Annotated in this window: 11 protein-coding genes; 9 read left to right on the top strand and 2 right to left on the bottom strand. The window is 57.4% G+C overall.

Features of this window, described 5'->3' with window-relative positions:
• Window positions 1–74: 74 nt before the first annotated feature.
• On the bottom strand, window positions 75–1,631 hold the full coding sequence (locus tag ACW9HW_RS14535) for a bifunctional aminoglycoside phosphotransferase/ATP-binding protein (RefSeq protein ID WP_095196555.1): 1,557 nt from the start codon (window positions 1,629–1,631) through the stop codon (window positions 75–77).
• Between the two features lie 117 nt (window positions 1,632–1,748).
• Here ACW9HW_RS14535 and mrcB point away from each other — a divergent pair, with 117 nt between their 5' ends.
• The 3 genes from mrcB to ACW9HW_RS14550 are packed head-to-tail and all read left to right on the top strand — an operon-like array spanning window position 1,749 to window position 5,159.
• Window positions 1,749–4,073, top strand: coding sequence for a penicillin-binding protein 1B (gene mrcB / locus ACW9HW_RS14540; protein ID WP_095196554.1), 2,325 nt, complete (start codon window positions 1,749–1,751; stop codon window positions 4,071–4,073).
• A 16-nt stretch (window positions 4,074–4,089) separates the two neighbouring features.
• Window positions 4,090–4,824, top strand: coding sequence for a hypothetical protein (locus tag ACW9HW_RS14545; RefSeq protein ID WP_457400461.1), 735 nt, complete (start codon window positions 4,090–4,092; stop codon window positions 4,822–4,824).
• Complete coding sequence (locus ACW9HW_RS14550; protein WP_457400463.1) at window positions 4,824–5,159, top strand: YqcC family protein; 336 nt, start codon at window positions 4,824–4,826, stop codon at window positions 5,157–5,159. The genes ACW9HW_RS14545 and ACW9HW_RS14550 overlap by 1 nt, the downstream gene beginning before the upstream one ends.
• A gap of 50 nt (window positions 5,160–5,209) precedes the next feature.
• Here the strand turns inward: ACW9HW_RS14550 and ACW9HW_RS14555 are convergent, their stop codons facing one another.
• Complete coding sequence (locus ACW9HW_RS14555; RefSeq protein ID WP_457400465.1) at window positions 5,210–5,632, bottom strand: DUF4124 domain-containing protein; 423 nt, start codon at window positions 5,630–5,632, stop codon at window positions 5,210–5,212.
• A gap of 399 nt (window positions 5,633–6,031) precedes the next feature.
• Between ACW9HW_RS14555 and ACW9HW_RS14560 the strand changes: the two genes are divergently transcribed.
• The 6 genes from ACW9HW_RS14560 (at window position 6,032) to msrQ (ending at window position 12,011) form a co-directional block, all read left to right on the top strand.
• A complete protein-coding gene (locus tag ACW9HW_RS14560; protein WP_095196704.1) occupies window positions 6,032–7,756 on the top strand; it encodes an acetolactate synthase 3 large subunit in 1,725 nt (574 codons plus the stop codon).
• A gap of 2 nt (window positions 7,757–7,758) precedes the next feature.
• On the top strand, window positions 7,759–8,250 hold the full coding sequence (ilvN, locus tag ACW9HW_RS14565) for an acetolactate synthase small subunit (protein WP_003205610.1): 492 nt from the start codon (window positions 7,759–7,761) through the stop codon (window positions 8,248–8,250).
• 48 nt (window positions 8,251–8,298) lie between these two features.
• Window positions 8,299–9,315 carry a ketol-acid reductoisomerase gene (gene ilvC, locus ACW9HW_RS14570; RefSeq protein WP_095196550.1) on the top strand — a complete coding sequence of 339 codons (1,017 nt, stop codon included), beginning with the start codon at window positions 8,299–8,301 and terminating at the stop codon, window positions 9,313–9,315.
• Window positions 9,316–9,460: 145 nt separating this feature from the next.
• On the top strand, window positions 9,461–10,318 hold the full coding sequence (gene pssA, locus ACW9HW_RS14575; protein ID WP_095196549.1) for a CDP-diacylglycerol--serine O-phosphatidyltransferase: 858 nt from the start codon (window positions 9,461–9,463) through the stop codon (window positions 10,316–10,318).
• Between the two features lie 59 nt (window positions 10,319–10,377).
• Entirely contained in the window at window positions 10,378–11,391 is a 1,014-nt protein-coding gene (gene msrP, locus ACW9HW_RS14580) for a protein-methionine-sulfoxide reductase catalytic subunit MsrP (RefSeq protein WP_095196548.1), read from the top strand.
• Complete coding sequence (gene msrQ / locus ACW9HW_RS14585; protein WP_457400467.1) at window positions 11,391–12,011, top strand: protein-methionine-sulfoxide reductase heme-binding subunit MsrQ; 621 nt, start codon at window positions 11,391–11,393, stop codon at window positions 12,009–12,011. The genes msrP and msrQ overlap by 1 nt, the downstream gene beginning before the upstream one ends.
• Window positions 12,012–12,073: the final 62 nt, after the last annotated feature.

The raw sequence follows: 12,073 nt of genomic DNA on the forward strand, positions 1-12,073 counted from the left end.
TTTTATGGCGCCATTATAGTGCCACTATTTGGCAGCCGTGAAGCCGGCGAAGGCCTCACGGCTGAAATAGTTTTTTACAGGCCTGGCAGGCGTTGGCGAATTTGCGCCACGACTGTGTCAAGCGTTCCGCTTTCATTGGTCTGAACGCGTTTGCTGCAGAGAATTTCTGCCGGGGTCAGGGGTTCGCGACTGGCTTGCTGGGCCTCGATCACCGCCAGCGTGGCGTCGGACGGATCTGTGTTATCTGCCTGGCGCAGGGCCAGCCAGCTCTCGATCACGGCTTGTGGTGCATTGCAGTCGAGGATCAGGAAAGGCGTGCCTGTAGCCTCGGCAATTTTCGCTGCGCTTTCGCGCTGATCGTGCTTGAGATAAGTGGCATCGATCACCACCGGGAAGCCGGCGTGAAGGATGACCTCGGCAATTTCGTGCAAGCGTTGGTAGGTCGCGGTACTGGCATCGGCGCTGTAAATGCCGGCCTGCAGGTCGTTCGTGCCGGTTTGCTCGCCGAACAGGCGTTTGCGCTCAACGTCGGAGCGCAGGCGAATCGCGCCCAATGCTTCCACCAGGCGCATCGCCACGTGGCTTTTGCCGACCGCGGAAACACCGTGGGTAATCGCCATGAAGCGCGAAGGAATGGTGCTATAGCTTTCTGCCAGGTTGGCGTAGGTCCGGTACTGGCGCAGGGTGGTGGCGCGCTGCACCGCAGTGGCGTCGGCCGGCATGCTGAACAGGCTGACCTTGGCGCGAACCAGTGCACGGTAGGCTTTATAGAAGTTGAGCAGTTCCAGGCCCTGATAATCGCCGGTCAGTTCCAGGTACTGGCTGATGAAGCGGCGTGCCAGGCACTTCAGGCCGCGGTCTTCCAGGTCCATGGCCAGGAAGCCGGCATCGGCATACACATCGGTGAAGCGGAACGGTTCGTTGAACTCGATGCAGTCGAAAATCACGACCTTGCCGTCGATCACCGTGGCGTTGCCCAAATGAATGTCGCCATGGCATTCGCGGATGAATCCGTCTGCCTTGCGCTGGGTGAGGATGGGCTTCAGGCGATCGAAGCTGCTCTCGGCCCAGGCTAGCAGGGCGTCGAGTTGCAGCAGGTCAGCCTTGTCACTGAGGAATGGGCGAATCTGTTCGAAGTTCTGACGCACTGGCGCCATGACACTGTCAGGAGTGCCCGCTTCATGTTCGGCCGGGACTTTTGGGGCGCTGAGGTGGAACCGGGCGATTTGTGCCGCCATCGCGTCGATGTGCGAGGTGGTCAGTTCACCATTGGCCTGAAGGGTGCTGAGCAAGCCGGTTTGCGGGAATTGACGCATTTTCAGCACGTATTCGATGGCCGGGCCTTCGCCGCCCAGTTGCGGAGCTTCGGCGCTGCCAGTGACCGGCAACACTTCCAGATACAGATCGTCTGTCAGGCGCTGGTTCAGGCGCAATTCTTCGCCGCAGAAATGCTTTCGAGCCTCAAGCGTGGTGAAATCGAGGAAACCGAAGTTGACCGGCTTCTTCACTTTATAGGCATAGGAACCGGTGAGCAGTACCCAGGAAATATGGGTTTCGATGAGCTGGAACCCGTCAACAGGATGCGGATACAAGGCCGGGTTTTGCAAAGCGGCAATCAGGGACTGGCTCACAGGGGGGATCCTTCAGAGTCTGGAAAAATTCAGGTCGTCATTATGGCGGCTAGCCAGCCCAACGCAAACTCGGAGGGCTCCTGTTGAGGATGAATAAAGTGCGTATAATCCGCCGCCATGACTCGTACTCGATCCCCCCGTACCCCAAAAAAACCACCTTCCCGAGGCCTGCGGCCCTGGCTGGGCTGGGTCCTTAAACTCAGTCTGGTCGGCCTTGTGGTGCTGGCCGGATTCGCGGTTTACCTCGATGCCATCGTGCAGGAAAAGTTTTCCGGCAAGCGCTGGACGATTCCGGCCAAGGTATACGCGCGTCCGCTCGAGCTGTTCGTCGGACAAAAACTGAGCAGGGATGACTTTCTCACCGAACTCGATGCCCTGGGCTATCGCCGTGAAAGCGTGAGCAACGGCCCCGGCGCGGCGGCAGTCAACGGCAATACCGTCGACTTGAATACCCGCGGCTTCCAGTTCTATGAGGGTCTGGAGAACGCTCAACCGGTGCGTGTTCGCTTCTCCGGCGACTATGTCGCCGAACTCTCGGCGACGAACGGTTCGAAGTTATCTGTAGTGCGCCTGGAACCGCTGCTGATCGGCGGGATTTATCCGAAGAACCTCGAAGATCGCATTCTGATCAAGATCGATCAGGTTCCGCCGTATCTGCTGGAAACCCTGGTTGCCGTGGAAGACCGTGACTTCTACAGCCACTGGGGGGTGTCGCCCAAGTCGATTGTGCGAGCCATCTACGTCAATACCTCTGGGGGCAAGCTGACCCAGGGCGGCAGTACGTTAACGCAACAGCTGGTCAAGAATTTCTACCTGACCAGCGAACGCAGCCTGACCCGTAAACTCACCGAAGCCATGATGGCGATGTTGCTTGAGTTGCATTACGACAAACGGGAAATACTTGAGGCTTACCTCAATGAAGTGTTCGTTGGCCAGGATGGTCAGCGTGCGGTCCACGGATTCGGCCTGGCCAGTCAGTTCTTCTTCGGGCAGCCGTTGTCCGAACTGAAGCTGCATCAAGTCGCGATGCTGGTGGGCATGGTCAAGGGACCGTCTTATTACAATCCGCGTCGCAATCCTGAGCGGGCGCTTGAACGGCGCAATCTGGTGCTGGATGTGCTTGAGCAACAAGGCGTCGCCACCGCCGAGCAGGTCGCTGCTGCGAAGAAAATGCCATTGGGCGTGACAACACGTGGAAAGTTGGCTGATAGCTCGTTCCCTGGTTTCCTCGATCTGGTCAAGCGTCAACTGCGTGAAGACTATCGCGATGAAGACTTGACCGAAGAAGGTCTGCGAATCTTTACCAGCTTCGACCCGATCCTGCAGATGAAAGCCGAAGCATCGGTCAACGACACCTTCAAACGCCTGTCTGGGCGCAAGGGCTCCGATGACGTCGAAGCGGCGATGGTCGTGACCAACCCGGAAACCGGTGAAGTCCAGGCCATGATCGGCAGTCGCCAGGCAAGTTTTGCCGGCTTCAACCGTGCACTGGATGCGGTGCGGCCGATCGGCTCGTTGATCAAGCCAGCGGTTTATCTGACAGCACTCGAGAAACCGAGCCAGTACACACTGACCAGTTGGCTGTCAGACGAATCCTTCTCGGTCAAAGGTGCGGACGGTCAGGTCTGGAAGCCGCAGAACTATGATCGCCGCTCCCATGGCACGGTTTTCCTTTATCAAGGCCTGGCGCATTCCTACAACTTGTCGACCGCGCGTCTCGGCTTGGCGGTAGGTGTTCCCAATGTCCTCAAGACCCTCGGGCGTCTGGGGGTGAGTCGCGAGTTTCCGGCCTTTCCGTCGATGTTGCTGGGGGCGGGCGGCATGACACCGATCGAAGTGGCAACCATGTACCAGACCCTCGCCAACGGTGGTTTCAATACCCCGATGCGCGGGATTCGTAGCGTATTGACAGCCGAAGGCGAGCCCCTCAAGCGTTATCCGTTCCAGATTCAGCAGCGTTTCGACCCGGCCTCCATTTACCTGGTCCAGAGCGCCATGCAGCGGGTCATGCGCGAAGGCACCGGCAGTTCGGTTTACAACGTGCTGCCGAAAACCCTGACACTGGCCGGCAAGACCGGTACCAGTAACGATTCGCGCGACAGCTGGTTCGCCGGTTTCAGTCAGGATCTGCTGGCGGTGGTCTGGTTGGGGCGCGATGACAACGGCAAGACGCCATTCACGGGTGCTACCGGGGCGTTGCAGGTCTGGACCAGTTTTATGCGCAAGGCCGATCCGTTGCCGTTGGACATGCCTCAGCCGGATAATATTGTTCAGGCCTGGGTCGATTCGCGGACCGGACAAGGCTCTGACGGCAACTGCCCGGGCGCCGTGCAGATGCCGTATATTCGCGGCAGCGAACCGCCTCCCGGCGCTCCTTGCGGTGGCGAAAGCCCTATCAATGGTGAAACGGTGATGGATTGGGTCAAGGGCTGGATGAATTAAGCAAAGAGGGTTTCAAGTGAACAAGTGGTTGATTCCAGCGGTTACCGCCGTGGCTTTGCTCAGCGGTTGCTCCTCCGTACAGCGTGGCTCGATTCCGGTTGTGGACTCCGGCACCAATGTCTCCAATAGTGAGAGGGTCTCGGCGAACGGAGGTTTCCGTCAGTCGACGGTCAAGCGTCCTGCACAAGCGAAGGTGCAGGAAATTCCGCAAGGCGATACCGGTGTGGTCGTGATGGTGCCGGGTGGCGGCGCAACGACTTCGACGCCGATCAGCACTACGCCGATCACCCCAGGCCCGATTACGCCGGGACCGATTGATACCTCGCCGGTGCAGTCTGCACCGATCAATCAGGGCAGCTACAGCATGCCGTCGACGCCGAGCGGAATTCCGTCGGCCAGTTCCGGTGGCTTGTCCGCCGATGAGCAACTGGACGGTCCAGTGCTGGCGCTGTTGACCACTGCTCAGCAGCAACAGGCGGGTGGTGATCTCAACGGTGCCTCTTCAAGTCTCGAACGTGCCCAGCGTGTCGCCCCGCGTGAACCGCAGGTGCTTTATCGCCTGGCGCAAGTGCGCATGGCTCAAGGGGATGCCGCGCAGGCCGAGCAATTCGCGCGTCGTGGTTTGACTTTGGCCAATGGTCGTCCGGCGCTTCAGGCCAGTCTGTGGGAGTTGATTGCCCAGGCACGTGAGAAGCAGGGCGACTCCGCTGGCGCGGCATTGGCCCGTCAGAAGGCAAAGGTTTCGTCGTGATGGATGTCCGCTTTCCCAGGATTGCCGAGCAGTTGCTGCTGATCGAGCGTGAATTGCGGGTGCAAGGATGGTGGGATGATGTCCCGCCATCCGCTGAGGCGCTCTCCAGCGTTGAGCCGTTTTCGGTCGATACGCTGGACTTCGAGCAATGGCTGCAATGGATCTTTCTGCCGCGCATGAAAGTAATCCTTGAGCAGAACCTGCCTTTGCCGAATGCTTCGGGGATTCAGGAGATGGCCGAAATGGTCTTTGCCTCCCGTAATGTTCAGGGCAAGGATCGACAGCTGCAAGTGCTGCTCAAAGAGTTCGATCAACTGATCACCGCTTCTCGCTGACCCCGATTCCTGTAGGAGCCGAGCTTGCTCCGGGCGGCTCCTGCAGGTGACTACATGCAGTTATCCGCGATCTGTTTCTGCGTTTCTCCTATGCGCTCCTGCCGTTGAGTGTCGTCGAGTCGACGCAGTTCTCCCTCCACTTCCTCTCTGAGCCGCGGATTGTTCCGCAGCTGCGCCAGGTTTGTTCGCGCCTGTTCGCAAAATACTTTCAGCTCTGTTTGCTGCTTGGCGACCTGCTTCTTGACGTTTTTGTCGATGGCCTGTTGATCGCCAATCGTGCCGCTGTTCAAAGATGCGGCGGGTTTGGCGGCGGACGGGGAGGGCATCACGACAATAGTGGCTTGCTGACCTGAAGGTGGTTGCGCATCGAAATGGGTAACGCCCTGGGCGTCGACCCATTTGTAAATCTGTGCGGCCATGCTTAAAGGACTCAGGCCAATCAGCAGGCCGGCGGTCAGGAAGAACGCTCGCATGTCATTTCCTTGTCTCGGGTTGCGCAATTGAAGCTAACACACTTGATGTTTCACGATTTTTTCTTGCTTTCTCATGTGCTTAGTTCAATAAAGCACATAGACGACTTGACTTGCAGGGGACGAAACAGAAGAATCCAAAGTCCGCTGTAGAGGGACTGCCAGAAGCAGACCCACTCAGCAGATCATGAGGCGCACATCCGCGCCGACCTGTTACACCCGCAACGCGTTACCTCGCGCTGGGTGGGAAAGGCCCGCAACACTTGGGACGATCCCAATACTTGCTCAGTCAGTGCTGACGTAGTCGGCGACCACCGTCGCTCATGCTCTGCTGAGAAGTAAACCTATTAAGACCCGTCCCATTTTCGTGGGCGGTATTCTGGCGTTTTAGAGGTGAGCAACGTGGAGCTTTTATCTGGCGGTGAGATGCTCGTCCGCTTCTTGCGTGACGAAGGCGTCAAATATATCTACGGGTACCCGGGTGGTGCTCTTCTTCATGTCTACGATGCCCTGTTCAAAGAACCGGAAGTGACTCACATTCTGGTTCGTCACGAACAGGCCGCGACCCATATGGCTGACGGTTACGCCCGTGCCACCGGCAAAGCCGGCGTGGTACTGGTGACTTCCGGCCCGGGCGCAACCAACGCTATCACTGGTATCGCCACGGCCTACATGGACTCCATTCCGATGGTGGTCATTTCCGGCCAGGTGCCGAGCACCATGGTAGGTACCGACGCATTCCAGGAAACCGACATGATCGGTATCTCCCGGCCGATCGTGAAACACAGCTTCATGATCAAACACGCGTCGGAAATCCCGGAAGTCATGAAGAAAGCTTTCTACCTGGCGCAATCCGGTCGTCCTGGTCCGGTCGTTGTCGATATCCCGAAAGACATGACCAACCCGGCCGAGAAGTTCGAATACGTCTTCCCGAAAAAAGCCAAGCTGCGCTCCTACAGTCCGGCCGTTCGCGGTCATTCCGGTCAAATCCGCAAAGCGGCGGAAATGCTTCTGGCGGCCAAACGTCCCGTTCTGTATTCCGGTGGTGGTGTGATTCTCGGCAACGGCTCCGCGCCGCTCACCGAATTGGCAAAAATGCTCAATCTTCCAGTGACCAATACCCTGATGGGGCTGGGTGGCTACCCTGGGACCGATCGTCAGTTCATCGGCATGCTCGGCATGCATGGCAGCTACACCGCCAACCTGGCGATGCACCATGCTGACGTGATCCTGGCTGTCGGTGCGCGTTTCGACGACCGTGTAATCAACGGCGCATCGAAGTTCTGCCCGAACGCCAAGATCATTCATATCGACATCGACCCGGCTTCGATTTCCAAGACTATCAAGGCTGACGTGCCTATCGTTGGCCCGGTCGAGAGCGTTTTGACCGAAATGGTCGCGATCCTCAAGGAAATCGGCGAGACCCCGAACAAGGAATCTGTTGCCAGTTGGTGGAAGCAGGTTGATGAGTGGCGCGGTGACCGTGGTCTGTTCCCTTATGACAAGGGCGACGGTAGTGTCATCAAGCCGCAGGCCGTGATCGAAACCTTGTGCGAAGTGACCAAGGGCGATGCCTTTGTCGCCTCCGACGTTGGTCAGCACCAAATGTTTGCGGCGCAGTACTACAAGTTCAACAAGCCTAACCGCTGGATCAACTCTGGCGGCCTGGGCACCATGGGCTTCGGTTTTCCGGCGGCCATGGGCATCAAGTTGAGCTTTCCGGATGATGATGTCGCTTGCGTGACGGGCGAAGGCAGCATCCAGATGAACATTCAGGAACTGTCGACCTGCCTGCAATACGGTTTGCCGGTCAAGATCGTCATCCTGAACAACGGTGTGCTGGGCATGGTTCGCCAGTGGCAAGACATGAGTTACGGCAGTCGTCACTCGCATTCCTACATGGAGTCGTTGCCTGACTTCGTCAAGCTGGCAGAGGCCTATGGTCACGTCGGCGTGCGCATCACCGACTCGAAAGACTTGAAGTCGAAGATGGAAGAAGCGTTCGCCATGAAAGATCGCCTGGTGGTCATCGATATTTCGGTCGACACCAGTGAGCACGTCTACCCGATGCAGATCAAAGACGGCTCCATGCGCGATATGTGGCTGAGCAAGACGGAGCGTACTTAATCATGCGGCACATTATTTCCTTGCTTCTGGAAAACGAACCTGGCGCTCTGTCTCGTGTAGTCGGCCTGTTCTCGCAGCGCAACTACAACATCGAAAGCCTGACCGTGGCGCCAACGGAAGACCCGACTCTGTCGCGTCTCACGCTGACCACGGTGGGCCATGATGAAATCATCGAGCAGATCACCAAGAACCTGAACAAACTGATCGAAGTGGTCAAATTGGTCGACTTGTCGGAAAGTGCTCATATCGAGCGCGAACTGATGCTGGTCAAGGTCAAAGCCACCGGTGCCCAGCGTGCCGAGATCAAACGCACTACCGATATTTACCGTGGGCAGATCGTCGATGTCAGCGCCAGCGTGTATACCGTTCAATTGACCGGTACCAGCGACAAGCTCGACAGCTTCATCCAGTCCATCGGCACCGCTTCGATTCTGGAGACCGTCCGCAGTGGCGTCACCGGGATTGCCCGCGGCGACAAAGTACTCAGCATCTAAACCAAATTAGCGAATGGCCTGAACGGCCTGGATATATAGGGGAAATTCATGAAAGTTTTCTACGATAAAGACTGCGACCTGTCGATCATCCAGGGCAAGAAAGTTGCCATCATCGGTTACGGCTCCCAGGGCCACGCTCAAGCGTGCAACCTGAAAGACTCCGGCGTTGACGTTACCGTTGGTCTGCGTAAAGGCTCGGCCACTGTTGCCAAGGCCGAAGCACACGGCCTGAAAGTGACTGACGTTGCTTCCGCTGTTGCGGCTGCCGACCTGGTCATGATCCTGACCCCGGACGAGTTCCAGTCCTCCCTGTACAAGAACGAAATCGAGCCGAACATCAAGAAGGGCGCCACCCTGGCCTTCTCCCACGGCTTCGCGATCCACTACAACCAGGTTGTGCCGCGCGCTGACCTCGACGTGATCATGATCGCGCCGAAGGCTCCAGGCCACACCGTACGTTCCGAATTCGTGAAGGGCGGCGGTATCCCTGACCTGATCGCTATCTATCAGGACGCTTCCGGCAACGCCAAAAACGTTGCGCTGTCCTACGCTGCTGGCGTGGGTGGCGGTCGCACCGGCATCATCGAAACCACCTTCAAGGACGAGACTGAAACCGACCTGTTCGGCGAACAAGCCGTTCTGTGCGGCGGTACCGTCGAGCTGGTAAAAGCCGGTTTTGAAACCCTGGTTGAAGCTGGCTACGCGCCGGAAATGGCCTACTTCGAATGCCTGCACGAACTGAAGCTGATCGTCGACCTCATGTACGAAGGCGGTATCGCCAACATGAACTACTCGATCTCCAACAACGCCGAGTACGGCGAGTACGTGACCGGTCCGGAAGTCATCAACGCCGAATCCCGTCAGGCCATGCGCAACGCCCTGAAACGTATTCAGGACGGCGAATACGCCAAGATGTTCATCAGCGAAGGTGCTACCGGCTATCCTTCGATGACCGCCAAGCGTCGTAACAACGCTTCTCACGGTATCGAAATCATCGGCGAGCAACTGCGCTCCATGATGCCGTGGATCGGTGCCAACAAGATCGTCGACAAAGCTAAAAACTAAGTCTGACACTTGTACGAAAAACGCGGCCCAGGCCGCGTTTTTTCGTTTGGAGGGCCGGTTCTGGTATAAAGCTGCATCGTTTGCGGTGCGAACCGGCGTTGCAGACATCTGTCGAAACTTTCCATCCCGTTGCAAGGTATTGTCCATGAGCGAACGTCCCGAAGAGCCAAAACAGGCTTCTGACGCCGAAAGCCTGCTGCCCATCGATGAACATGTCGAAGAAGGGCATGACGCTGAAGGCCGTAAAGTCCGGCATCGTGGTATCTATCTTCTGCCGAATCTGTTCACCACTGCGAACCTGTTCGCAGGGTTCTACTCCATCATCAATTCCATGAGCGCCCAGAGTGCCTTGAGTGCGGGTGATTCGATTGGTGCGAGCAAGTATTTTGCGTTTGCCGCCATCGCAATTTTTGTCGCCATGGTGCTCGATGGCCTCGATGGCCGTGTCGCCCGCATGACCAATACCCAGAGTGCCTTCGGTGCCGAGTATGACTCGCTATCGGATATGGTTGCTTTCGGCGTGGCGCCGGCGCTGCTGGCGTTTGGCTGGGCCTTGGGCGACATGGGCAAGGTCGGCTGGATGGTCGCCTTCATCTATGTAGCGGGTGCGGCGTTACGCCTGGCGCGTTTCAATACCCAGGTCGGCACGGCCGACAAGCGCTACTTCATTGGTCTGGCCAGCCCGGCTGCCGCTGGCGTGGTGGCGGGAATTGTCTGGGCGTTCAGCGATTACGGCATTCAGGGTTCCAAGATGTCTTTCCTGGTGGCGCTGATGGTCGCGGCAGCGGGTATGCTGATGGTCAGCAACATCAAGTACAACAGCTTCAAGGAGCTGGATCTGAAAGGGCGCGTGCCATTCGTGGCGATCCTCGCCGTGGTTTTGGTGTTCGCGGTAGTGTTCAGTGATCCGCCACGCATTCTGCTGCTGGTTTTCCTCGCCTACGCAGCATCCGGGCCGGTGCAATACTTGTTACATCTTCGTCGGCGCAAAAGCGCCGAGTGATGTAATTTCCCTCATACTCCGCAGTTGGTGCATCTGTTCTCCAATGCTGCGGAGTAGTCATGCTGATCAAAGTCCCCAAGGCATCCGACTGCCATGAGTCGGATGTCACACCTGAATCCATCTACCTTTCTCGACGCAATGTATTGGGTGTCGCCGTTGCCGGCTTGGCCATGAGTAGTCTGCCGCGTTGGGCGGACGCTGATGATGCGGCGCGATATGCAGGTGTCGAGCCTGGCAAGGCGCCTTCGTGGTTCAGCGAAAAGCTTCCCTCGATCAAGTGGGGGGCGGTTAACGTCAAGGATGAGGCGATTACGCCGTTCAAGGATGCAACCCACTACAACAACTTCTATGAATTCGGTACCGACAAGGGCGATCCGGCTGCCAATGCCGGTGCGCTGAAGACTGAGCCATGGACTGTGGTGGTGGATGGCGAAGTGGGTAAGCCGGGGCGCTACGCACTGGAAGACTTCATGAGGCCTTATCAACTGGAGGAGCGCATTTACCGCCTCCGTTGCGTGGAGGCCTGGTCGATGGTCATTCCATGGATAGGTTTCCCCATTTCGGCGTTGCTCAATCAGGTAGAGCCCACTTCAAAAGCCAGATTCATTCGCTTCGAAACGCTTGAAGATCCCAAGAGCATGCCGGGGCAGCGCTCGGGGTTCGCCTTGATCGATTGGCCCTATGTAGAAGGGTTGCGCCTTGATGAGGCGATGAACCCCTTGGCGATTCTGGCAGTGGGAATGTACGGGCGTGAGTTACCCAATCAGAACGGGGCGCCACTGCGTTTGGTGGTGCCGTGGAAATACGGATTCAAGAGCATCAAGTCCATCGTGCGGATCAGTCTGGTGAGTGAGCAGCCAAAAACCACCTGGCAGAGTATCGCTTCGAACGAGTATGGCTTCTATGCGAATGTGAACCCTGAGGTTGATCATCCACGCTGGACTCAGGCTCGCGAACGGCGCTTGCCGAGTGGTCTGTTCAAGCCGAATGTGCGTGACACGCAAATGTTCAATGGTTATGCCGATGAAGTCGCTTCTCTCTATACAGGGCTCGATCTTCGGAAAAACTACTGATGCGATATCGATTCTGGCGTATTGGCGTTTTCGTCGCTGCGGCGATCTGGCCTCTGCTTTGGTTGTATCAAGCGTGGGAGGATGTGCTCGGGCCTGATCCGGGCAAGGTACTGGTTGACCGGTTGGGCTTGGGGACGCTTGTTCTGCTGCTTATTACATTAAGTATGACGCCGCTGCAGAAGCTCACGGGGTGGGCTGGGTGGATTGCGGTTCGGCGGCAGCTGGGTTTGTGGTGTTTCGCTTATGTAGTTCTGCATTTGAGTGCCTATCTGGCATTCATCCTTGGGTTCGACTGGTCGCAACTGGGCGTCGAGCTGGGCAAGCGTCCCTACATTATTGTCGGGGCGTTGGGGTTTCTGTGTTTGCTGGCGTTGGCAGCGACTTCCAATCGATACAGTCAGCGGCGTTTGGGGTCGCGCTGGAAAAAGCTGCATCGTCTGGCTTATCTGGTTCTCGGCCTTGGGTTGCTGCATATGCTCTGGATTGTGCGCGCCGATTTGAAGGAGTGGTCTATCTATGCCGGTATCGGCGCGTTGCTATTAGTGTTGCGCCTGCCACCCGTAACCCGGCGCATCCCGCGTTTGGTGGCTAAAAAGGCCTCTTCTGCCAAAAAAGCGTAATAAGTGGTTGACGGCAGATTTCAGGTGTCTATAATTCGCCCCACTTCCGGCGCAGTCGAAAC

This window comes from Pseudomonas sp. SDO5532_S415 (assembly GCF_054071155.1).

Excerpts from the sequence above, each read along its gene's own strand:
- mrcB (WP_095196554.1), top strand. The coding sequence starts at position 1,749 with ATGACTCGTACTCGATCCCCCCGTACCCCAAAAAAACCACCTTCCCGA.
- ACW9HW_RS14550 (WP_457400463.1), top strand. The coding sequence starts at position 4,824 with ATGGATGTCCGCTTTCCCAGGATTGCCGAGCAGTTGCTGCTGATCGAG.
- ACW9HW_RS14555 (WP_457400465.1), bottom strand. The coding sequence starts at position 5,632 with ATGCGAGCGTTCTTCCTGACCGCCGGCCTGCTGATTGGCCTGAGTCCT.
- ilvN (WP_003205610.1), top strand. The coding sequence starts at position 7,759 with ATGCGGCACATTATTTCCTTGCTTCTGGAAAACGAACCTGGCGCTCTG.
- ilvC (WP_095196550.1), top strand. The coding sequence starts at position 8,299 with ATGAAAGTTTTCTACGATAAAGACTGCGACCTGTCGATCATCCAGGGC.
- pssA (WP_095196549.1), top strand. The coding sequence starts at position 9,461 with ATGAGCGAACGTCCCGAAGAGCCAAAACAGGCTTCTGACGCCGAAAGC.
- msrP (WP_095196548.1), top strand. The coding sequence starts at position 10,378 with ATGCTGATCAAAGTCCCCAAGGCATCCGACTGCCATGAGTCGGATGTC.
- msrQ (WP_457400467.1), top strand. The coding sequence starts at position 11,391 with ATGCGATATCGATTCTGGCGTATTGGCGTTTTCGTCGCTGCGGCGATC.